This window comes from Dyadobacter luticola (assembly GCF_005860805.1).
Taxonomy (GTDB): Bacteria; Bacteroidota; Bacteroidia; order Cytophagales; family Spirosomataceae; genus Dyadobacter; species Dyadobacter luticola.
The window spans coordinates 118996-141392 of record NZ_VCEJ01000002.1 but is presented as its reverse complement, the minus strand read 5'-3'; the positions used below and the strand labels follow the sequence as shown (position 1 = coordinate 141392).

19 protein-coding genes are annotated in these 22397 nt (G+C 47.4%); 11 read left to right on the top strand and 8 right to left on the bottom strand.

What is annotated here, in order from left to right:
* The first annotated feature begins 40 nt into the window (after nt 1-40).
* The 3 genes from FEN17_RS00565 (at nt 41) to FEN17_RS00555 (ending at nt 6071) form a co-directional block, all read left to right on the top strand.
* On the top strand, nt 41-4390 hold the full coding sequence (locus FEN17_RS00565; protein ID WP_138363377.1) for a CusA/CzcA family heavy metal efflux RND transporter: 4350 nt from the start codon (nt 41-43) through the stop codon (nt 4388-4390).
* 10 nt (nt 4391-4400) lie between these two features.
* Nucleotides 4401-5549 carry an efflux RND transporter periplasmic adaptor subunit gene (locus FEN17_RS00560; RefSeq protein ID WP_138363376.1) on the top strand — a complete coding sequence of 383 codons (1149 nt, stop codon included), beginning with the start codon at nt 4401-4403 and terminating at the stop codon, nt 5547-5549.
* A gap of 96 nt (nt 5550-5645) precedes the next feature.
* Nucleotides 5646-6071, top strand: a complete 426-nt coding sequence (locus FEN17_RS00555; protein ID WP_138363375.1) for a hypothetical protein — start codon at nt 5646-5648, stop codon at nt 6069-6071.
* Nucleotides 6072-6121: 50 nt separating this feature from the next.
* Here the strand turns inward: FEN17_RS00555 and FEN17_RS00550 are convergent, their stop codons facing one another.
* Nucleotides 6122-6538: a hypothetical protein gene (locus FEN17_RS00550; protein ID WP_138363374.1), complete on the bottom strand. Its 417-nt coding sequence runs from the start codon at nt 6536-6538 to the stop codon at nt 6122-6124.
* Between the two features lie 301 nt (nt 6539-6839).
* Here FEN17_RS00550 and FEN17_RS00545 point away from each other — a divergent pair, with 301 nt between their 5' ends.
* Nucleotides 6840-9227: an ABC transporter permease gene (locus tag FEN17_RS00545; protein ID WP_138363373.1), complete on the top strand. Its 2388-nt coding sequence runs from the start codon at nt 6840-6842 to the stop codon at nt 9225-9227.
* Between the two features lie 24 nt (nt 9228-9251).
* On the opposite strand, the gene FEN17_RS00540 is transcribed toward FEN17_RS00545, so the two are convergent.
* A complete protein-coding gene (locus tag FEN17_RS00540) occupies nt 9252-12026 on the bottom strand; it encodes a DUF6797 domain-containing protein (RefSeq protein WP_138363372.1) in 2775 nt (924 codons plus the stop codon).
* 96 nt (nt 12027-12122) lie between these two features.
* Here FEN17_RS00540 and FEN17_RS00535 point away from each other — a divergent pair, with 96 nt between their 5' ends.
* Nucleotides 12123-13421: an NCS2 family permease gene (locus FEN17_RS00535; protein WP_138363371.1), complete on the top strand. Its 1299-nt coding sequence runs from the start codon at nt 12123-12125 to the stop codon at nt 13419-13421.
* Nucleotides 13422-13427: 6 nt separating this feature from the next.
* Entirely contained in the window at nt 13428-14228 is an 801-nt protein-coding gene (locus tag FEN17_RS00530) for a 5'-methylthioadenosine/adenosylhomocysteine nucleosidase (protein ID WP_138363370.1), read from the top strand.
* 9 nt (nt 14229-14237) lie between these two features.
* On the opposite strand, the gene FEN17_RS00525 is transcribed toward FEN17_RS00530, so the two are convergent.
* Both FEN17_RS00525 and FEN17_RS00520 read right to left on the bottom strand, forming a co-directional pair.
* Nucleotides 14238-14531 (bottom strand): type II toxin-antitoxin system RelE/ParE family toxin, encoded by a 294-nt coding sequence (locus tag FEN17_RS00525; RefSeq protein WP_138363369.1) that lies wholly within the window; start codon nt 14529-14531, stop codon nt 14238-14240.
* A gap of 3 nt (nt 14532-14534) precedes the next feature.
* Nucleotides 14535-14780 (bottom strand): type II toxin-antitoxin system ParD family antitoxin, encoded by a 246-nt coding sequence (locus FEN17_RS00520; RefSeq protein ID WP_138363368.1) that lies wholly within the window; start codon nt 14778-14780, stop codon nt 14535-14537.
* 150 nt (nt 14781-14930) lie between these two features.
* On the opposite strand from FEN17_RS00520, the gene FEN17_RS00515 reads away from it, so the two are divergent.
* Both FEN17_RS00515 and FEN17_RS00510 read left to right on the top strand, forming a co-directional pair.
* The gene (locus tag FEN17_RS00515) at nt 14931-16043 is read left to right on the top strand and encodes a hypothetical protein (protein ID WP_138363367.1); all 1113 of its coding nucleotides are present in this window, start codon (nt 14931-14933) and stop codon (nt 16041-16043) included.
* A gap of 34 nt (nt 16044-16077) precedes the next feature.
* Nucleotides 16078-17142, top strand: a complete 1065-nt coding sequence (locus FEN17_RS00510; protein WP_138365215.1) for a hypothetical protein — start codon at nt 16078-16080, stop codon at nt 17140-17142.
* A 111-nt stretch (nt 17143-17253) separates the two neighbouring features.
* On the opposite strand, the gene FEN17_RS00505 is transcribed toward FEN17_RS00510, so the two are convergent.
* Both FEN17_RS00505 and FEN17_RS00500 read right to left on the bottom strand, forming a co-directional pair.
* On the bottom strand, nt 17254-17487 hold the full coding sequence (locus FEN17_RS00505; protein WP_138363366.1) for a hypothetical protein: 234 nt from the start codon (nt 17485-17487) through the stop codon (nt 17254-17256).
* Nucleotides 17488-17609: 122 nt separating this feature from the next.
* The gene (locus tag FEN17_RS00500) at nt 17610-18335 is read right to left on the bottom strand and encodes an START domain-containing protein (RefSeq protein ID WP_138363365.1); all 726 of its coding nucleotides are present in this window, start codon (nt 18333-18335) and stop codon (nt 17610-17612) included.
* Between the two features lie 152 nt (nt 18336-18487).
* Between FEN17_RS00500 and vapB the strand changes: the two genes are divergently transcribed.
* Together vapB and FEN17_RS00490 are read left to right on the top strand one after the other, a co-directional pair.
* Nucleotides 18488-18697, top strand: a complete 210-nt coding sequence (gene vapB / locus FEN17_RS00495) for a type II toxin-antitoxin system VapB family antitoxin (protein ID WP_138363364.1) — start codon at nt 18488-18490, stop codon at nt 18695-18697.
* Nucleotides 18697-19083, top strand: a complete 387-nt coding sequence (locus tag FEN17_RS00490; RefSeq protein WP_138363363.1) for a type II toxin-antitoxin system VapC family toxin — start codon at nt 18697-18699, stop codon at nt 19081-19083. The genes vapB and FEN17_RS00490 overlap by 1 nt, the downstream gene beginning before the upstream one ends.
* A 27-nt stretch (nt 19084-19110) precedes the next feature.
* On the opposite strand, the gene porV is transcribed toward FEN17_RS00490, so the two are convergent.
* Nucleotides 19111-20208 (bottom strand): type IX secretion system outer membrane channel protein PorV, encoded by a 1098-nt coding sequence (gene porV, locus FEN17_RS00485; RefSeq protein WP_138363362.1) that lies wholly within the window; start codon nt 20206-20208, stop codon nt 19111-19113.
* 116 nt (nt 20209-20324) lie between these two features.
* Nucleotides 20325-21296 (bottom strand): phytanoyl-CoA dioxygenase family protein, encoded by a 972-nt coding sequence (locus FEN17_RS00480; RefSeq protein ID WP_138363361.1) that lies wholly within the window; start codon nt 21294-21296, stop codon nt 20325-20327.
* A gap of 143 nt (nt 21297-21439) precedes the next feature.
* On the opposite strand from FEN17_RS00480, the gene FEN17_RS00475 reads away from it, so the two are divergent.
* Nucleotides 21440-22285, top strand: a complete 846-nt coding sequence (locus tag FEN17_RS00475; protein ID WP_138363360.1) for an AraC family transcriptional regulator — start codon at nt 21440-21442, stop codon at nt 22283-22285.
* Nucleotides 22286-22397 lie beyond the last annotated feature (112 nt).

Sequence of the window (22397 nt, the reverse complement as noted above, 5' to 3'; positions counted from 1 at the left end):
GCATAATCCTTTTTGCTATGTATTTATTTATGAACTCGTTATGCTTAATAAAATCATTCAGTTCTCCGTCAGGAACAAACTGGTTGTGGGCATTTTCATGTTGCTGTGGATCATCTACGGTATTTATGAAGTGACGCAACTTCCCATCGACGCCGTCCCCGACATTACCAATAACCAGGTCCAGGTGATCACGACCGCGCCAGCACTCGGTGCCGAAGATGTTGAACGCCTCATTACATTTCCTATCGAGCAGGCTATCAGCAACATACCAGGCCTGAAAGAAAGTCGCAGCATGTCGCGGTTCGGACTCTCGCTCATTACCATTGTTTTTGATGACGGCTCCGATGTGTACTGGGCAAGGCAGCAGGTTACCGAGCGGCTTTCGCAAGTGCAGATCAATGAAAATGCCAATACACCTGAGCTGGCGCCGGTTACGACCGGTCTCGGAGAGATTTATCAATACGTGATCAAGCCCAAAGATGGCTTTGAAAAGAAATATTCCCTCGCCGATCTCCGCACCACGCAGGACTGGATCGTACGCCGCCAGCTCCTGGGAACCCCGGGCGTTGCCGATGTTTCCACTTTCGGCGGCGATCTCAAACAATATGAGGTGGCCGTCAATCCCGCCAGCCTGAAATCGCTCGGACTTTCGATCAGCGATGTGTTTACGGCTTTGAGCAAAAACAACCAGAATACGGGTGGTGCTTACATTGAAAAAGGCCCGTCGGTGCTCTATATACGCAGTGTAGGTTTGGCCGGGTCGAAGGATGATATCAATAACATTGTCGTGAAAAACACGGCAAATGGTACGCCGGTGCTGATCAGCCATGTAGCCGAGGTGCGCATCGGCTCGGCGATACGTTATGGCGCGCTGACGATGGCCGGAAAAGGTGAACTTTCGGGCGGAATTGTGATGATGCTGAAAGGCGGCAACTCTTCCGACGTGATTAAAAATGTCAAAAACCGCATTGCCGAAATTGAGAAAACACTGCCCGAGGGACTCACTATCGAGCCTTTCCTCGACCGTACCAAAATGGTAAACAATGCGATCGGGACCGTGGAGCACAACCTGCTCGAAGGTGCGCTGATCGTCGTCATTGTCCTCGTTTTGTTTTTGGGAAACCTGCGGGCGGGGCTGATCGTGGCGTCGGTGATCCCGCTTTCTATGCTTTTTGCGATTGCGATGATGAACACTTTCGGCGTCAGCGGAAACCTGATGAGCCTCGGCGCGCTGGATTTCGGTTTGATTGTCGATGGCGCGGTGATTATCGTGGAGGCGATTTTGCATCATTTACATTTCTCCAAAAAATACGCAACCATCGACCGGATTTCGCAGGATGAAATGGATGCAGAAGTTTCCGGCTCGGCAGCACGGATGATGAATGCAGCGGTTTTCGGGCAGATCATTATCCTCATCGTTTACCTCCCAATTCTCTCCCTGTCAGGCATTGAAGGTAAAATGTTCAAGCCCATGGCGCAGACGGTTGCTTTTGCGATCCTCGGTGCATTCATTTTATCGCTGACCTACGTGCCGATGATCAGCGCAATGTTTATCAGCAAAAAAATCCCGCATGCTCCCAGTTTCTCGGACCGCATCATGCTGCGGCTTGAAAATGTATATCAAAAACTACTGACCCGTGCACTGAGAATCCGCAAAACGATGGTCGTAGCAGCTTTTGCACTGTTCGGCGTGGCGGTTTTTCTGTTTATGCAAATGGGCGGCGAATTTATCCCGCAGCTCGAAGAAGGCGATTTTGCTACGGAAACCAGATTGCTTGTAGGGACCAATTTGAGCACGACCATCGACGCCATCAACCGCATTTCGGAAAGACTTGAAAAAGATTATCCCGAGGTGGAAAAAGTGGTTTCCCGCATTGGTAGTGCAGAAATTCCTACTGATCCGATGCCGATCGAAGGCGGCGATATGATCATTGTTTTAAAAGATAAATCAGAGTGGACAACTGCTAGTACTTTTCCTGAAATGGCTGAAAAAATGGCCGCTACTGCCCAGGAAGTGGTGCCGGGCGTCACTACGGGCTTTCAATATCCGGTGCAAATGCGTTTTAATGAACTCATGACCGGAGCAAAGCAGGATGTAGTTTGCAAAATTTTCGGGGAAGATCTGGACAAGCTTGCCGGCTATGCGGAACTACTCGGTGCGATTTCTAAAACCGTGAAGGGGACAGCCGACTGGTACATTGAAAAAGTAACCGGCATGCCGCAAATCGTCATCGAATTTAACCGCAGCGAAATTGCCAAATATGGCCTGAACATCGACGAAGTCAACCGCACGATCAATGCTGCTTTTGCCGGAGCTGCCGCCGGCCAAATTTATGAAGGTGAGAAAAAATTTGACCTCGTGGTGCGCGTTGGTGACGAAGGCCGCAAGAATATCGATGATGTACAAAACCTGCTGATTTCCACGCCGTCCGGCATTCAGATCCCGCTTTACCAGGTGGCCAGCATCCAGGAAGTGGAGGGCCCGAACCAGATCCAGCGTGAAAATACGCGACGCCGGATCATTGTCGGTTTCAATGTCCGCGGCCGGGATGTGCAGTCCATCGTGGAGGAATTGCAGAAAAAAGTAGATGCGAAAATGAAGTTTGACGCCGGTTATAGCATCACCTACGGTGGCGCATTTGAGAATTTACAGCAGGCAAAATCAAGACTCAGCATCGCGGTACCTGTCGCATTACTGCTCATTTTCATTATGTTATACTTTGCATTTTCATCAGTTAAAGATGGTGCGCTGATTTACACCGCGATCCCGCTTTCGGCCATCGGAGGCGTTTTTGCGCTTTCGCTGCGTGGGATGCCTTTCAGCATTTCGGCCGGGGTTGGCTTTATCGCGTTGTTCGGCGTGGCTGTTCTAAATGGTATCGTGCTGCTTTCGGAATTTAACCGGATCAAAAAAGAAGGCATCATCACCGATACCTGGCAGCTCGTGATGACCGGCACGCGAAACCGCCTGCGCCCGGTATTGATGACCGCCGCCGTAGCCTCCCTCGGTTTTTTGCCGATGGCATTAAGTAACGGTGCGGGTGCCGAGGTGCAGCGTCCGCTCGCGACGGTTGTGATCGGCGGACTGATCACCGCAACATTACTTACATTGTTTGTTCTGCCAGCCCTTTATCTTTTGGTCGAAAGCAAAGTAAAAGTGCGCAAAGCGGTTGTAGCGGCCTGCCTGATTTTCGGAATAGTGAGTGTAAGTCACGCACAAACGCCTGTGCAGCTGGACGATGCAATGAAAATTGCTTTGGAAAAGAACATTCAGGGCAAAACTTCGAAGCTGAATGAGCAAAGTCGCGAAGCTTTGCAATCCACGGCTTTTGATCTGGCAAAAACCAATTTGAATGCGGATTACGGGCGGTTCAACAGCATTAACCATGACAACCGGTTTGGCATCAGCCAGACTTTCAGTTTTCCGGCGGTCTATTCCAATCAAAAAAACGTCCTGAAAGCCAATCTCCTGGCCGCTCGTGCGCAAACGCGGCTTACCGAGCAGGAAATCAAATCGGGTATCCGGCAGCTTTTTTATGAATACGCCGTTTTAAATGAGCGTAAAAAATTGCTGACCTACGCCGACAGCATTTACCGGCTTTTCGAAACCAAATCCAACCTGCGTTTTGAAAAAGGCGCCACAAACTTGCTCGAAAAAACGACCGCAGAATCGCACAGGCAGCAGATTACGAATCAGTTAAGCATGGTTGAAAAAGACCTTGAAATTGTTTTGAACCAATTCAATTTTCTGGTTCAGGATGAAGAAAGATATATTCCCCAGCCAGGCAATTCCAAGATTCAAAATCTGCTGGCAGCTGCTGATACAGCCAGTCTGAGCCGGCTTCCACTCGTCGAACTCGCTCAGCATGAGCAGGATGCAGCGCAGTTCCGCTGGAAAACCGAAAAGTCGAGAATGTTACCGGATATTACCTTGGGGTATAACAATCAAAGTTTGATTGGTCCGCAGACGGTCAATGGGCAGGAGCGGTATTTCAACAGTGGAAACCGGTTCAGTTATGTCAATGCCGGGATTTCGGTCCCGATATTTTACAAGGCCCACTCGGCCCGAGCCAATGCCGCCAGGCTCGACTGGGAAAGAAGCCGCCAGCAAACAGGCCTGGTGCAGCTGCAAGTTAAGGCTGAGCTGATCAGTGCGGGAGAACAGGTTCGGAAATACCAGGAAAGTCTCCAATACTTTGAAATGCAAGCACTTAAAAATGCGGATATCATCATAAACACGGCCAACGAACAATTTCAGGCCGGGGATATCGACTATCTGCAGTGGGTGATTCTGGTTGATCAATCTGTGACCATCAAAAGCGAGTACATCGGCGCGCTGAACAGCTACAATATGTCGGTGATCCAATTTATGAAACTGAATAATCTTTAAAAATACAAGGATGAAAACATATCAAATCGTTTGCATTTGCCTGATTGTCATGGCTTCCTGCAAAACAGAACCCAAATCGGAATCGACTGAAACCCAGGAAAAATCGGATACCGCTATGTCCGCACAAACGGTTTCCTTCAACCCGGCCCAGATGAAAAATGTGGGCATAGAAGTGGGGACGCCGGCGGAGGAAAATGTGAGCGGCGTTTTGAAATTGCAGGGAAAAATCGACGTGCCGCCGCAAAGTACCATCAGCCTCAGCTTCCCGCTGGGCGGTTACCTGCGGTCGACCAAAATGTTGCCGGGGATGCACGTCAGAAAAGGTCAGGTCTTGGCCGAGCTGGAAGACATGCAATTCATTCAGTTACAGCAGGATTACCTCACAGCAAAAGAAAAATTCTCCCTCGCCGAAACCGAATTCCACCGCCAGCGCGACCTGAATACCAGCAAAGCCAGCAGCGACAAAGTGATGCAGCAGGCGAAATCCGAGATGGAAACGCAGCGGATTTTGATGAGCGCGCTGGGCCAAAAACTGGAAGTAATCGGCATCTCCCCTGCCAAATTAAGGGCTGACAATATTTCAAAAAGTGTCTCTATCCTATCGCCGATCAATGGTTTTGTTTCAAAAGTGAATGTGAATGTAGGCAAATACACTTCCCCGACAGATATGCTGTTCGAGCTGGTCGATCCGGGTGACATTCACCTGGCGCTCAGCGTGTTCGAGAAGGATCTGAACGCTTTGTCAGTCGGACAAAAGGTTATCGCCTACACCAATAGTGACCCGGATAAAAAGTTTGAAGCCGAAATTATTTTGATCAGCAAAAACCTCGACCAGGACCGGATGGCGGAGGTACACTGTCATTTTGAGAAATACAGCCCGACTTTGGTGCCGGGGATGTTTATGAACGGTGAAGTTTCCGTAGGTAACAAACCCGCGCTGACCGTGCCGGAGGAAGCCGTGGTGCGCTGGGAAAATAAATTTTATGTTTTCACTGAAAATCCAAAGGGAAGCTTTGAAATGCAGGAAGTTACAACCGGCGCGTTGCATAGCGGACGTCAGCAAATTAGCGGTGACAGCATTCGTCCGGACACGCGGCTGGTGGTAAAAAATGCCTACGCGCTTTTGATGAAAATCATGAATACCGATGATGAAGGGTAGCAAATGTTGCCCGCAATCCTGAGAAGTCACTAGCAACCGTTCCAGACTTCTTTTCGTATTGATTTTAAATCTTCACATTCACCCCAAACAATGTTTATGAAAGCCAAATCCTATTTGTCACTGCTGCTTTTTTGTGTCGCACTGCTCACTTTGAGCGCGTGTTCGAGCGATGATGATGATAAGTCACCCGAAATTTCGACCGCGGCACCCGGCGCGGGATGGAAAGTTTCACTTTTTAAAGAGCCCGGAGAGGACAAAACCGCGGATTATAGCGGCTATACTTTTGAATTTGCTGACTCCGGGACGATCAAGCTGACTGGAAACAACAAAGCTGTGTCAGGAATCTGGCAACAGTTTCAGAATGATGGGGTTACAAAGTTTAAAATCGGCTTGAATGTGCAGGATAAGGACCTCGAATCATTGAACCACGACTGGGTGATCGTAGCCAAAACGGACAAGCTGATTTCGCTTAAAGATGATAATAGTTCAAGCAACGAGCAGCTCCAATTTACAAAGAACTAACTATAAGAGAACATATTAAGCTGGCAGGTTACATTTCCGGATGTGGCCTGTCAGTTTTTTATGAGCGGATCCAGGCCTTGGAGCAGGTGGCTGGCGGAGATCTCGTGCCAGTTAAAATCATCATGAATGTCTCCTCCGGTTTGGGTGACGGAAATCCTATTTTCGGCCCGGTAAATAAAGGAAATCCTTGTGCGCGGCTGACCAATGTTGAATGCTTTGGACCCGATGGTTGGATAGGAGTTGATCAGCCTTTTCAAAACGTCTGAATCCCTGAATTCCAGGCATTTCAAGGTATAGCCAAGGTCATCGCCGTCGGAATTGAGATAGAGCAGGAAACGTTCTCCGGGTTTTATTTCAAAATAAAAATTGAACCTCGGATGCGTAGCAAAGCTCTCGGAAAGTATCAGCTCCGAGGATTCTGGGAAGTATGCTTTGATTTCTTTACGAAAGTGGGTTAATGCATTCATGCAGTCCGTTGAAGATCAGTTTCGAGTTCGCGGCACGAGCAAATATATCGATGCCAGGTTACAAATTCAATTGTAAAATGCCCTTTTTTGAAACGGGGAAGCATGTTTTTTGAATTGGATCATCTCACTGAACTTCCAAAGATGAAAATGACCGGATCAGAAAAAATTAACCGGACGCAGCTGTTCGGTTTCGTACATGCATTTTAATACAAACATCTTAAAATCAGTAGATTAAAGGTAATATTTTCGTCGGCATGATAATTTATTTATCTTGAAACAAAGAGCGCAAACCTGACGAATCATGCTGAAAAACTACTTTAAAATCGCGTGGCGGAGCCTGCTGAGAAGCAAAACGTACAGTTTACTGATCCTCGCCGGCTTGTCCTGCGGCCTGACCTGCGCGCTCGTGCTGGGTCTATATGTGCAGGACGAACTTAGTTTTGACGGTTATCACCGCCAGGCCGATAAAATTTACCGGCTCAATCTCGACATTAAATGGTCTGGCAATCAGTACAATATGGCAACTGCCTCCGCTCCTTTCGGGCCGACATTGCAGCGCGAGTATCCTGAAATCCAAAGCACATTGCGTGTAAAAACCGGCAGCCAGGTTTTCCGAAATGGTGACAATGCCATCAATGTCAAAAAAATGATTTTCGCCGATTCCACGCTCTTCACTTTTTTCGATTACAATTTTGTCGAAGGCAATGCTAAAACCGCGCTGAATAGTCCAAACAAGGTGGTTTTGACCGAAAACCTGGCGCATACTTTATTTGGAAAAACGGCCGGTCTGGTCGGAAAAACGGTTCTTGTCAAAGACAACATGCCTTTTGTTGTTGCGGGCGTTATCCGTGAGTTGCCGGGAAACCATCATTTAAAATTCGATGCGGTCCTACCCTATTTTAATTACCAGGTGAATCGCGTCACGGCCGACAACTGGGGCAATTTCAACACCCTTACTTACCTGCTTTTAAACGACCCTGGCACTGTGCAAAAGCTCAGCAATAAAATGCCGGCTTTTTACAAAAAATATATTGCCAAAAGCATTGGTGATGAGGGTAATAACAAAGTGGTTTTTAAAATCTCATTTCAGCCGCTTCACGACATTCACCTGAAATCGGCGCATTTGCTGGGTGAAGAAAATGGCAGCACGATGCGCTACGTATATACGATATCGGCGATTGCATTTTTTATTCTGCTGATCGCGATCGTAAACTATATCAACCTTGCTACTGCCCGCGCTACCGGCCGGGCGCGTGAAATTGGTGTCCGCAAAGCGGTAGGTTCTCAAAAAAGGCAGCTGATCGCGCAGTTTCTGGCAGAAAGTATGCTGGTATCCGCGCTGGCTATGGCTGCGAGTGTGTTATTACTCGAAATTTTACTGCCGCTTTTCAATACCATCGCGGACGAAAAACTGGAAGTCAACTTATTGAGCTTCAAAACAGTCGGCATTTTTATGATACTGACGTGCATCGTCGGTCTGGCCAGCGGTTTGTATCCTGCATTTATTCTCTCAAAATACAATCCGGCGGTAGTACTCAAAGGTTCTGCGGGGTCAAAGACGCAGGGTGCATTTTTGCGGAAATCACTGGTAGTCTTGCAGTTCTCTATTTCAATGGTGATGATCATCGGTACCATCGTGGTTTACCAGCAGTTGCAATACATGACCCACAAAGCGCTCGGTTTTAACCAGCAGCAGGTAATCAATGTTCCGCTTCGGTCGCCTTCGGCACAGCAATTCGCGAAGGTTTTGAAAAATCAATTATTACAAAACGCACAGATCCAGCACATTAGCCTCATGGACGGAACGATTGGCGGAGAGCTTAACAACAAGAGTACATTTTCTTTTTATTCAAAAGGCCAGGAAGTGCCGGTGAGCGCCGAATACTTTCATGTGGACCAGGATTTTGTGCAGGTATTGCAAATGCAGCTAAAAGAGGGCCGCGATTTTTCCGCGAACCTGGATAATGACTCGACCGACGCGGTGCTGGTGAACAAGGCAATGCTGGCGCGGCTCGGCTGGAAAAGTATCCATGAAGGGCTGATTGAGATCGATACGCGGAAGGTTCCTATCACGGGCGTCATCAACGATTTTCACCTCCGCTCGCTTCACAACCAGATCGAGCCGCTGGCGCTGATGCTGCGGAGCAGGGATGCCGATAATATGCTGATCCGCGTTTCGCAGCAAAATATGCCCCAAACTCTCGCCGCCATTGAAAAAACATTCAGGGAAATCAACCCCGGCCAGCCTTTCGAGTATGCTTTTCTTGACCAATCCTTCGCCATGCAATACCGCTCCGACGAGCGCCGCGGAACATTGTTCCTCACATTTTCGGGCATTGCCATCGTGATCGCCTGCATCGGATTATTCGGTCTGGCCACATTCACGGCGCAGCAGCGGACGAAGGAAATTGGCGTCCGGAAAGTGCTCGGGGCATCGGTGGCCAGCATTGTGGCATTGTTGTCCGCTGACTTCTTAAAACTGGTTTTCATCGCTATGCTGGTTGCCGCGCCTGTCGGCTGGTACCTGATGCAAACCTGGCTGCAAAGCTTTGCTTATCAAATCGATATACAGTGGTGGGTGTTTGTTTTAGCAGGGATTTTATCTGTTTTAATAGCACTGCTTACCGTCGGTTTCCGGAGTGTGAAAGCAGCATGGATGAACCCGGTTCAAAGTTTAAAGACAGATTAATGGGCGACAAAATGCACTGGCAGTTTATTTCCCGGATAAAGATTTAATATACAGGATCACCGACTCAATATCCGGATCGGAAAGCACACCCACAAACGACGGCATTTCTTCATTATATCCTTTTACAATGTGTTTGGAAGGCGTCAGGATCGACTCGCGGATGTAGCTTTCGTCGGCCACGGCTTTGGTACCATCGTCAAATGTTCTTTCCGATTTATATAAATTCTTGAAGGGAGGACCGTACATTCCGTCGGTCTTCGTTCCGGGAGAGTGACAGCCTGCACAAGCCATTTTCTGGAAAATCTGTCTTCCTTTTTCGGCTGACGCCAATTCTACTTTCGCGGGCTGCGAAGTCATTTCCGCCTTCTTGGCTGTCAGTAAATTAAGGTCAACATTCTTAAAACCAGCCTTTTCCAAATCAATATCATCCGAGCTATTGACCGTGAAATACAAATGATCATTCACCTTTTTTCCGTCCTTCGCCAGCAGCTTGTAACCGACTTCCATTTGCATCACCTCCTTCATATCGGGCACCAGTAGCAAAATTTTCTTGCTATCCGCCGACAAATAGGATCCCGCCACCGGCAATATTTCCTCGCCGGTACTTCCATCGAGCTTGAAGTGGCCCGAACCGTACTCCTCGGTGCGCTGATAGTTATACCTTTTTACTTCAAAATTAGCCGCATTCACGACACTGCTTTTTGCTAATTCCGAATCAAAACCAATGATAATTCCCTGGTTACCAGCTTTAAACTGGTTCGCCATATAACTTGGCTTGCCCGTATACCGGAGCCTCAGCAGCGAACTGATGCCCGTCGAAGCCGAGCCCCAGAGATTGAAACCTGTCACATAAAGCTGCTCGTCGACCGGGTTCATCACGCCTTTGGAAGTCGGTGCCGGGTAGTTTGCATTGATAAAAGAAACTGCCCCCTGCGTGATTTTCGACGTACTGTCAATCAAAACCCTGAACAAGCCGGGCGTGCCGAAAGAAAAGTGTATCAGGCTGTTATTCAGCGGGCCCATCTTTGTACCGGTAATCCATGCCTGCCCCAAACTCGACCGATCGACGCTGTGAGGGATCCAGGTCAGGGGCGGCGCAATCTGCGGATTATCGCTGCGGTGCATGGTGGGGATCACGCCAAAATAATCACCTTTTTTAATGATGTAAATCGGACTGGAAGGAACAAAATTGCCCTGCTGGTCGGTGGCGGTGAGCATTCCAGATTTTGGGTTATAACCAAGATACGGGCCGCGCAGGCCGGTAGCGATCATCTCAAACCTCCGGCCGTCGGGGGAAATCTGCATGATGGTACCATTCTGGTCCGAGCCCGTCCTGAAACCTTTCCCGAAAGCCGCCTTCGTCATCCCCGGACCATTGCTCAAACTGCCGCCTTTGGCAATATAAAAACTACCATCCTTTGCATGCACCAGATCCGCCGCCCACTCCCGCGACTCTGCGGATTGCGACATCACATTGGAAAAATTCTCATAAAAATCCGCATTACCATCATTATTCAGGTCGTGTAATTTCACAATCCCGCTCCGGTCGAAAACATAAATCGTGTCCTTCACCACCTCAATGCTCAGCGGCTCGTGCAGGCCGGAGGCGAAGCGTTTCCATTGAATGTTCTGTAAATCTTTGTCGATACCTTCCACTTTCCAAACATCGCCCTCAAACGTCACAACCGCCGCGTGGCCGTCGGTAAAAAACGCAATATCGGCCACGCGCACATTGCGTTTCCAGGGATTATTCAATGGTAATGTCAGCTGGTCTGTCACAAATGCGGCGGTATCCGGCGCGGTTTTGCCTTTCGTGACGATGGTTTCTTTCCACGCTGCCGGGCCGCCTTTTTCAAATGCAGGTAATGTTTCCGGTTTCGCCCGGCAAAGTTTTTCGAATGCTTTCAAAGACTTTACCGGTCCTTTCCAGATCAAAACAGTTGCTTCTGTTTGCTTTTCGGAAGCTGGCAACTTCACTGTCAGATATTTACCTTCCGAAACTTCCGGCTGCCAGTTACCTTTTCCAGCAATACCCAGGGCAGTCACACTGTCTTTATTTGCGCCCTGAAAAACATACGCGATTTTGCCTTTCACCTCGCTGGAAGTGGCATTGCTGATTTCCGCAGCAGTCAAATATATTTCTTTGCTAACCTGGCTCGCGCGCAATGTTCTGGTAAAAGCTACCTGATTTTCAAATCGGGTGCTGCCGGGCAATTCATAAATTTTAGCATCGCCGACGGTGTAGTGTAAAATCGCCTTGTTACCATATACATAAGCTCCGCCCCACCGCGCCTGCTCCGCCGGTAATGCTTTCCAGGTGGGTTCAATTTCCGTTTTTCCATCTCTGAAACCGGGCTTTCCGGTCGTCCAGCCAGCATAAGGCCCCGTCGCGATTTTAGGCTCACCAGTCACATTTGCGATACCATTATTTTTATTAAAAAAGTCTTTGTAAGAAATCTGCGCCATCAAAACCATCGGCAAAAACTTGCCTGTCCACGCCACCGACCAGCGCAACAAATCGGTATCAAAACACGCATAAGCGTTGTCGCCCAACTGCAAAGCCAATGTACGCGCAGCCTGATTGTCAGCTGGAAAACCCGCACCCAACTTCCGGGCATCCACAGAAGTAGAAATGTAGGGAAAACCCGGCTCGACAAAAGACGCAAGATGCAGGGAATCAGGTATATCGGATTGTTTCTCAAAACGGGTATAACCGGTCAGCAAAACGGTGGTCAGGGCCAGGATCAGGATTGAAACAACTCCCCACTTACGCACCCGGTTTTTAGCAATTTGACTCATGTAACGATAAATTGATAGATCAAGGCTAAAAGTCGGGCACCGGCAAAACCTCCTCATTCGATTTAAATCAATATATTTGAAAGAAACCGCGCTCCTATGTTTTCTTTTTCCTCCCTAAAAAAAGAACAAACTTCCGTCTCCACTGAAATCCTGGCCGGGGTATCTTCCTTCCTCGCAACTGCCTATATCATAGTCGTTAACCCGTCGATTTTAAGCCAGACCGGCATGCCATTTTCGGCGGTTTTGACAGCCACGATCCTCGTTTCGTTTTTCAGCAGCATGATGATGGGGTTGTATGCCAACAACCCGATCCTCGTAGCGCCAGGCATGGGGCTGAATGCTTTTTTTACATTCTCGGCGGTTTTGACGGATAAATTGAGCTGGCAGGTAGCGCTGGGGACGGTTTTCTGGTCTGGCGTTTTCTTTCTGTTGCTTTCTATTTTCAATGTCCGCTCCTACATTGTCAAAGCTATTCCAAAACCTTTGAGATACGCGATTGCGTCGGGTATCGGACTGTTTATCACCTTGATAGGTTTTGCAAATGCCAAGTTCATCGTCGCCAATCCCGCTACGATGGTGAGTTTGGGCAATCTGAATGCCTCAACGCTCACATTCATTGCCGGACTTCTGATTACGGTCGTTCTGCTAATCCGGAATGTAAAAGGCAGCATTCTCATTGGCATCGTCGTCACAAGCCTGCTCGCCTGGCCGATCGGCAGATGGTGGGGCGGAACCGAACCTGTGATCACCATTAATCAGTTAATCGCAAAGCCGGATTTCAGCCTGTTATTTCAGCTGGATTTGGCTAACTCCCTGAAATGGAGCCTCGCACCAATTATTTTGGCTTTTGTTTTCACCGATATGTTCGACAGTCTTTCCACATTCGTGGGGCTGGCGGAAGCTTCCAATTTGCTCGACGAAAACGGAGAGCCCAAGAACATTCGCAAATCTTTGATCGTCGATGCATTTTCGACGACAATTGCTGGACTGACCGGCAGCAGTCCGGGAACAGCTTACATTGAATCGGCCGTCGGGATTGAGCAGGGTGGAAAAACCGGGCTTACGGCTATCGCAGGGGCGGTTTTGTTTTTGCCTTTTCTCTTTTTGTCGCCGGTGTTGAGCGCAGTACCAGCGATTGCCACGGCTCCGGCGCTGGTGTTGGTGGGTGTTTTTATGATGAAACCGGTTATCAAAATCGACTGGAATAAACTGCACGAAGCATTTCCGGCATTCATGGCGATGGTGCTGATACCTTTTACCTATTCTATCACCCAGGGTATTATCTGGGGTTTCCTCAGCTGGACCGCCCTGCATTTGCTGACGGGCAGAAGCCGCCAGATTTCCCTCGCACTCTGGATCATTGATTTCTTTGCCATTTTGGCACTTATATTTTAAGAACAAATGAAAAAATCACTCCTGCTAAGTCTACTCCTTTTCCCCTACCTGGTTGCTGCACAAGATGTTACCGGAATACTGGGTGCATTTTCACCAGAGTTGGTTTTGCTCAAAAAGAAAATGGAAAACCCGAAAGACACGCTGATTAGTAATGTCAGATTTACAAAAGGCAAACTCAGCGGGCGGCCCGTGGTGCTAGCGGAAACCGGCGTTGGCAAAGTGAATGCTGCTATCACGACCACCATCATGATCGAACATTTCAAGCCGAGGGAAATTGTCTTCTCAGGCATCGCAGGCGGGATTGATCCGGCATTATCTCCGGGCGACTTGGTCATCGGAACACAGATCGGCTACCACGATTTCGGCGCATTGAGCGATGACGGAATGAAATACTGGGCGACCAAAAATCCTTTAACCGGAAAAGAAAACCCGGCTTTTTTCAAATGCGACTCCATGTTGGTAGAAAAGGCATTGGCCGTCTCTAAAAAACTGACATTCAGAAAAGTAAACCGCGAAGAAGGCAACATTGCACCCGCCGTCAAAAAGGGCATCATCGTCACCGGCGACGTTTTCGTCTCCTCCGAAATCGCCACCAAACGCCTGCTAAAAGACCTAAACGCCGATGCCACCGAAATGGAAGGCGCCGCCATCGCCCAGGCCTGCTACCAGCAGCACATCCCGTTTCTGATCATTCGAAGTTTAAGCGACAAGGCGAATCAGAAAGCAAAGGCGGATATGGATACTTTTTATGAGATCGCGGCGGAGAATGCAGCGTTGTTGGTGATGGGTGTGGTTGGGGTGAAGTAAGCAGGCCAGTTAAAGATGGCTTTCGACATCCATACTAACGTGAAGAATACGCATGATCTCTATAGTCCCGTCGAGGGTTTCCTGGAAGAAAACGTGATGCCTCATAAACGAAATTTCTTTGTAATTTTTTCTGATCAAGTCGATCCTCTTACCCTTAATTTTCCTGTCTGCTAATGCGTTAAAAATGGATACCAATCCGTCCAAATATTTGTCAGCCTGACGAATAGACCATTCATCTGCTGTGTACTCCCAAATTTTTTCAAGATCATTTTGTGCGGGTATAGTCAATCGGTATTCTGGCATATTTTAAGTTAAATGATCTCGCCTCAATTTCGCTTTGAATTCTTCCGGGTCGAAGTTCTCAACCCAACCGCCCTGCTCGCCCTCAATTAGAGCTTGCCTTAACGCTTTTAATTTTTCCTCTTCGCGTTCCAGCAATCTTAGAGCTGCGCGAATAACTTCACTGCCTGAGGCATAGCGCCCTGTCTCAATTTGACTTTCGATGAAGGAATCAAAATGAGGGCTAATTGATATTGATGTATTTTTCCCCACGAGTATATATCTATTAATATCCTAAAAATACCAAAAATTGGTAACAATCTAAATTTATGTTAGAAAATCCATTATTGCCCGGTAGATGCGTGACATACACTCTTTCTATTTCCTGAGAACCATACACAAAATCACTAAACTAATCAGACTATGAAAAAAATGTATTTCGTGCTGGCTGTGATCTGCGCCGGGGTGGTGCTTCTGGCGAATACCAACCGGTTGGCGGGGAGCAAATATGGGTTTAAGGTGGGGACGCCGGAGATTAAATCGATCAGCGCGCTGGCTTTCGGGCCGGACGGGGTTTTGCTGATAGGGGATTCGAAAAGCGGGACGGTTTTTGCGATGGATACGAAAGATGCGGTAGCAAATAATGCAGCTACTCCTGTGGAAATCAAGAACATTGACCAAAAAATTGCTTCGCTGCTGGGTACTACTGCCGAGAATGTGACCATCCAGGATATTGTGGTAAATCCGGTTTCGAAAACAGTTTACTGCGCGGTGCAGAGCAATGATGGCACGCCGGTTTTACTCAAAATTGCGGGTGAAAAAATTGAGGCGGTAAGTACCAAGAATGTACCCTTTTCGAGCCTGGCGCTGAATAATGTTCCTTCTGAGACGGATAAAGACCAGCGCGGCAACCCGATCCGCGTTTCGGCGATTTCAGATATTGGCTTTGCCGACGGTAAAGTACTGGTGAGCGGCTTGTCGGGCCAGACTTTCAGCTCTACTTTCCGCAGCATTCCTTTTCCTTTTACAGATAAACAAGATGCTGCAACATTAGAAATCTACCACGCCGCGCACGGCAAATACGAAACATTGGCGCCGATCAAAACTTTTACGACTGCTGAAATCAGTGGAAAAAAATACCTGGTAGCGAGCTACACCTGCACGCCGCTGGTTCTTTTCCCGATGGATGAACTGAAACCGGGCACTCATGTGAAAGGCCGCACCGTAGCGGAAATGGGCAGTGGAAATCAGCCGATTGATATGGTAACGGTCAAAAAAGGCGGCGACTCTTTTTTAATGATGGCGAATTCAGCGAGACCGGTTTTCAAAGTGAAATATAAAAACATTGAATCCTACCAGGGTTCTCTGACGACGCCGGTGGAAGAAAACTTTGCTACCGCAGGCGTGAACTTTGTGTCACTGCCGGTGACGAATGTGATCCAAATGGACAAGCTGGACGATTCGCGGATGATCATGCTGCAACGCAGATCTAATGGCAGCCTCGATCTTTGGACTTCCAGTGAGCGCTATTTGTAAGATATTGAATTTCAGGCAAGTCAGGTTGTACATCATGTGCAGCCTGACTTTTTTTGTATTAACTATAATTATTTCCTGCCAGAAAAACGACGAGAAAAAAGCGGTTTCCATCATCTGGAAAAACAAAAAGGCAGTCGCGGTTTCCATTCCAAACCAGCTTGCGGAGGGCACGAAGCCCATTTCTGTTCGGGTCGATGCGAGCTATGATAATGAGCTTACCATTTTTGGCGACATTGAAAAACAGGAAGATAGGCTCATTTTCACGCCGTTGATCCCGTTCACCCGCGGACTTACTTATGAAATTTTTGAAGGCGAAAAATCGATTGCCCAATTTTCGATTCCTCAGCCCGACGCCTCAGACGCTCCGAAACTAACCGCCATTTTTCCGACGCAGGATACCGTCCCCGAAAACCTGCTGAAAGTTTATCTGCAATTCAGCCAGCCGATGCGCGAAGGAAGATCGGCGCAACATGTTGCTTTACTTGACGATCAGGCAGATACGGTTAAAAACGCATTTCTCGACTTGCAGCCGGAACTCTGGAATGAAGACCGCACGCAGCTCACGCTCTGGCTCGATCCGGGGAGGATCAAGCGCGATTTACAACCGAATAAAAAGTTAGGCGCGCCCATGCTTAAAAATCGAAAGTACAGCATTATCATTTCACAACATTGGAAGGATGTGGACGGTAGCGCGCTAGCGAAAAGTTACACTAAAACATTTGTGACCACAATCCGCGACAGCCTCTCTCCTGTTCCCGAAAGTTGGAAAATCAACCCGCCAAAATCTGGCACTCTTTCAGCACTAATGATTGATTTTCAGGAACCGCTGGATCATGGACTTCTCGACGAAGCATTTGAGATCACACATGAAGATGGCAGTAAGATTGCAGGTGAATGGCAGTTTGTCCGGGAAGAAACGCGTGAGTTATTTATTCCAAAAGACCACTGGAAACCAGGAACTTATCATTTAAAAGTCGATGCTCGACTGGAAGATCTGGCTGCGAATAATGTAAACAGGCCTTTTGACCGTGACATTACGAAAGGTGAAGAACAAAAAGGCCCGCAGGCTTTTGTACTGGTTAATTTTCAGGTTAAATAACCCGGTTTACGCCTGGCGATTTTTATCCCGCAACTTGCTATTGACCACTTGATCCCATAGAATCCACGGTTGACGTGTATTGGCCGACAATTAACATTCAAAAGCAATATTTCAAGCCAGCGCAATGCCGGTCGGAGGCGCATTTTTCTTTGCATTTTCAGGGTACAGCAACTTCAATTTTTTGCCCTGCTCATCGGCCTCTTCCAGTAGCTCAAATGTTCGGCGCTCACCCACCATCAACAGCGCCTGAAACAAAATTCCGGCATAAGTGCTCTCTTTTGTGCCCGGCCCTTTTGCTTTTGCCAAGTCGTTATAGTGCCCAAAAAGTTCTTTTCCCTTCCCCATGATGCGTAATGTTCTTTAACTATTTCAATACTTTTTACTAAAAAATTTATGCCTTTTTGATCAGGCAAGCATTTAAAGTCGAAAGCTTACTTCGTTAAAGTCCTACTTATCAATTTTTTGGGTCAAAATTTCGCTGCGGTGCCACTCAATAACGAACCGAAGTCCTTTTCCGCAGATTTTGCCTGCCGGAGTTGCAGCTCTTTTTTCATATTGGTAAATGTTTCAATCGGCCCCTGGCAGGCAAAAAGGTTAACAATATGGGCGGGAATCGCGCCGCCAGGATCAACCTGTAAGGTGTATTCCACTTTGACTTTTTCGGTCGCGACCGGCGTAATAGTCCAGGTACTGACGGATTTTTTGATACGCACGAGTCCCTTTTTCTCAGGCAAAAATCCGGGAACCGCAGGCGCTTCGACGGTCACAACTTTCGTCAAAGGATTTTCAGAAATTGTAAGATTTGTAACAAAATCGCGGTTATCGAGCGGCCAAGGCAGGCTTACCTCCGTATAATAAAAAACTTCGCGGTCGGAAACCTTGCGAAGGATCGTGCAGGACTTGGCATGGCAAACCCATTTTGTGGCAGCGGGAATATCCAGTAGCAGATCAACCACTTCTTCGACGCGGGCATTCAATACACATTCCGCCTTCAAAGCCTTGACTTTAGAGCCGGGAACGAGCCGATTATAAACCTTGATGTCGCCCTTTTCAGCAACCAACTTCCATTGGGACGGCCTCCCGGGGGACGGCTCCCCGAGGTACGGCTCCCCGGGGGACGGCCTCCCACCAGACTGCCCGAGCGCCGTCCCAATTTGAGTAAAAATGAGTATAACGAATAAGAATTTTTTCATGGCAATACAAAATTGTCAATGAAAATCCCTTTCCGAAATATTTAGCTTCCAGGCTGTTATAAAGAATGTCTGGGTTGCTGGAAATGCTGTTTTAATTGAATTGTGATACAGCTTAAATATTTTTAAATTTGTTAAAACTGACTTTGTCATATATGATTAGTGTGCAGCTTCTGGAAAAAGTAAAAAAGATCCCACCAGCCTATGAAAGCGAGGTGGAATCTTTTATTGATGCCATTTTGGAAAAAAAAGTGGATCCGCCAGCTATGACTAGTCCAAAACGAGTGATCGGGCTGCTAAAAGGCAAAATGAAAATGAGCCCTGACTTTGACGATCCACTTGAAGAGTTTAAAGATTATATGTAATGCAAGGATTTTTATTGGACACACACACTTTACTTTGGATGCAGGACGACAGCAAATCACTTTCTCTTGTCGCCCGTCGCATTTTGTCAAACCCTAATTCCAAGTTACATGTTAGCATTGCAACATTTTGGGAGATCGTTATCAAATCTTCTATTGGCAAAATCGAACTACACTATACAATCGACGATTTGCATTTAGCGTGCATGACCAATGATATAACCGTCCTCCCAATCGAAATTTCCACACTTAGTCAACTTAAATCGCTTCCCGGCATTCACAAAGATCCATTTGACAGGATTATCATTTCGACAGCAATTGATCACGATTTGCAGGTGATAACATTAGATCCTGAAATCAAAAAGTATGACTTGGATTGCATTTGGTAATATATCCTGTCGTATAAAATTCAACTCCTAAGACTTCTTCCCAAAATACGCCCCAAGACTAATCCGGAAAGTCTGCGCAATCGGATCGCCTTCTGTTAATGAAAACAGGTAGGCGAAATCTGCGGTGTAGTTATGAAGAACTTTAACGCCAGCGCCGGCCGTGAAGAATTTCCGGTCTCCTTTGTTTTTGTTTTGGGCGTTGTAGCCGCCTCTCAAAGCGATCATATCATTGTACCAATATTCTGCTCCCATCGCCAAAGCTATTTCCTGCATTTCCTCTTTAAAACCGCCGGGCGCATCTGAGAAAGAATGTAAGACGCCCTGCCAGGATGATTGTAAACCAGGGCTTGCAGTGCCATTTGGCGTGGGTACCAGCAACTTGCGCAAGTCGGCAATCACATTCAGCCGATGCTTTCCGGTTGCCGTGTAAGAAATTCCGCCGCCCACTCTCAGCGTTGTCGGCAGGAAAACTTCACTACCTGTCCCATAATTGATTTTCCCTCCCAAATCGGAAAGTGTGGCGCCCAGCGACCAGTTAAAATCTTCTCCGCTCGTACTAGTCACGACTTGCTTGTGATAATAAGCGCTTAGATCCGCCGCTACCGTGCGGCCTGGTGTTAATGTATTGGCGTTGATTACGCCGGACCCGATACTGGAAGAAATGTATTTCAACCCCACTCCCATCGCAAAATTTTTGCCTAATTGTCTCGAATACATGCCACTGATAGCCAAATCATAAGCGTGCATAGAGCCACCGCTAGCGAAATAAGCTTGGCTGTTGAAGTATTTGACCGAGGCCGCTACCGCCTGCTTTGTCCCAATCTTTTTGTACGCACTGGCGTATCCCAACCAATTATCATCAACCAATGTACGCAGCCAGGGCGCATAAGAAGCAGATACGCCGAAATCATGTTCGGCAGTCGGAAGTTTTGCTGGGTTCCAGAAAGTTGCATTGGCATCGGCACTTAGGGCTACTCCCGCTTCACCTATCCCCGCACTCCGGGCATCAGGAACAATCGTCAAACTTCCCGGCTCGCCATTCGGGATTCTCGTACCATAACTTTGAGCAAAAACATCGGAACACGCGAGGGCAGCAAAGCAGATAAATAAGAAATTTGCTTTCATGGATGTTAGGATTAAGTTGAAGGATTTGTAACCGCAGTTACAAAATCGAGAACGTGGCCTAACAGAGAATTAGTATTAAATTTCTAAGATTTAATACTTTGCTTTCCCCGGCACATTTACCACCGATCCAGCCCCAGCAGCTTCCTACCCAAATCCGACAATTCCGCAGTCTCATACTTCGTCTTTTCCCAATTTCTTGGGTCGCCTGGAAATGCGTATCCTTCCGGCGCCTGGCGCTCTTTCCATGACTTGATGCGCCACTGACGCAGTTCCTCGTCGTCTTCCTGAGCCGGCATCATCGAAATGTATTGCGCGAGGCGGACTTTGTTTTCGCTGCGGTTGGCGCGGATGCCGTGGGGTTGCGAGCTGTTAAAAATCAGGAGGTCGCCTGCATTCATTTTTACTTTAACTAATTCAAAACCAGTCGTATCGGGCTGGAAATGATTGCGGTCCTCAGGCTGGGTCAGCTTCCAGGTATCATAAGTCCTGAAAAGCTCGGGGATACATTGAAAACCACCCATGTTTTCGTCGTCCTGGTCAGCCAAAGCCAGCACGCCCTGAACATTCTGCGGCTTGGTTTCGGGATCGTAGTCCCAGTGAATGAAGCCTTTATAATCGAATCCAGGCCGAAGTGGCAGGTTGAGATTGGCGCGGTCTATCGTCACCCAAAGTTTCTCAGTTCCCCAAATATCCGTAAAAGCCTCATGCACTTTCGGAAACTGGCGGTTGTCCCACATATACTGATGGTTGTAAACTTCCACCATGCCTGTATTGGTCAGTTCCTTCATTTTCATCTCAGCCCGCGGCGGCGTATACCAGGTACCGGGATCGTTCGGATCTTTCTCTTCAAACTCCCAAAGAAAATCAGCCAATTTCTTCACCTGTTCTTTCGGAACTGCATTTTTGACTACGATATAACCATTTTCAATCCAAAACTTCCAGTCATCCTCACTCAGCAATTTCAGCGGCTTTCCATTACTCCTGTCATTCAATTTAATGTTGCTCGATTTTGCCGTCGAAGGATTGCCGGGAATATCTTTATGTGCGTTTGCGGGTGCCATCGTGGGCGCCATGGTTTGATGCTCCATATTTATCACTATTTTTTCGTGAATTAATAAAACAAAATTAACTGTCATTGAACCCACTTCTCCACCTTTGAGATAACCACTATTTGCTCTGTATTGATATTATTGCCAAATTGAAAAGCGACTTCTGCAAATGAAGGTTAGAAATGAAGGTTATCCGAGAAGAAATCATCCCCGATCAGGGCAGCTCATTTAAGGTGCTGCTGACTCCCGGTTTGAATGATACTTTTCTTTGGCATTTTCACCCCGAGTACGAAATCGTGTATGTCGAAGGCACGAGCGGTACCCGTCACGTTGGCGACCATACGTCGGTTTACGAGGGCAGCGACCTGGTTTTTATTGGTCCGAACATTCCGCATTTGAATTTCGACTATGGCGTCCGTACAGAATGTGAGCAGGTGATTATTCAAATGAAAGAGAATTTCCTGGGAAAAGATTTTCTGGAAATACCTGAATTTGCTCCAATTAAGGCACTTTTCAACCAGTCACATTATGGCTTGTCGTTTTCTGGTACCACCAAACAAATCGCTGGCGAGAAATTGAAACAGCTTCCTGGCCTTGACCCTTTTGAACAACTGCTTTCACTTTTGCAAATTCTCAGATTACTGGCTGGCTCAGAACACGTTGAGATTTTAAATGCTGCGCCCGCCGCGAATAAATCGCTGCAAAAAGAGCAGCACCGGATGGATGCTATCTATAAGTATGTAGAAACGCATTTTGACCAGAATCCGGATGTCAACTTTATTGCGGAGCAGGTAAATCTCACTACCGCAGCATTTTGCAGGTTTTTTAAAAAGAACACGCGGATGACGTTCACCGATTTCGTGAATCAATATCGGGTGAACCAGGCCAAGAATTATTTGCTGCTGGATAGAACGGTGTCGGAGACTTGTTTTGCGGTTGGTTTCGAAAGCCTATCCTATTTTAATAAGCTGTTCAAAAAAGTTGTCGGCGAAAACCCTTCCGATTTCAAAAGGCGCTACCTCAAATAATTGCCTTTTCCAGCTACTATTGCCACAATCAGCGCCTCATCAAGGTGTTATGAAAAATATTTTAGATATTTTTGAGATCATTTGTTTGATATTAAAAATACCAATTACTATT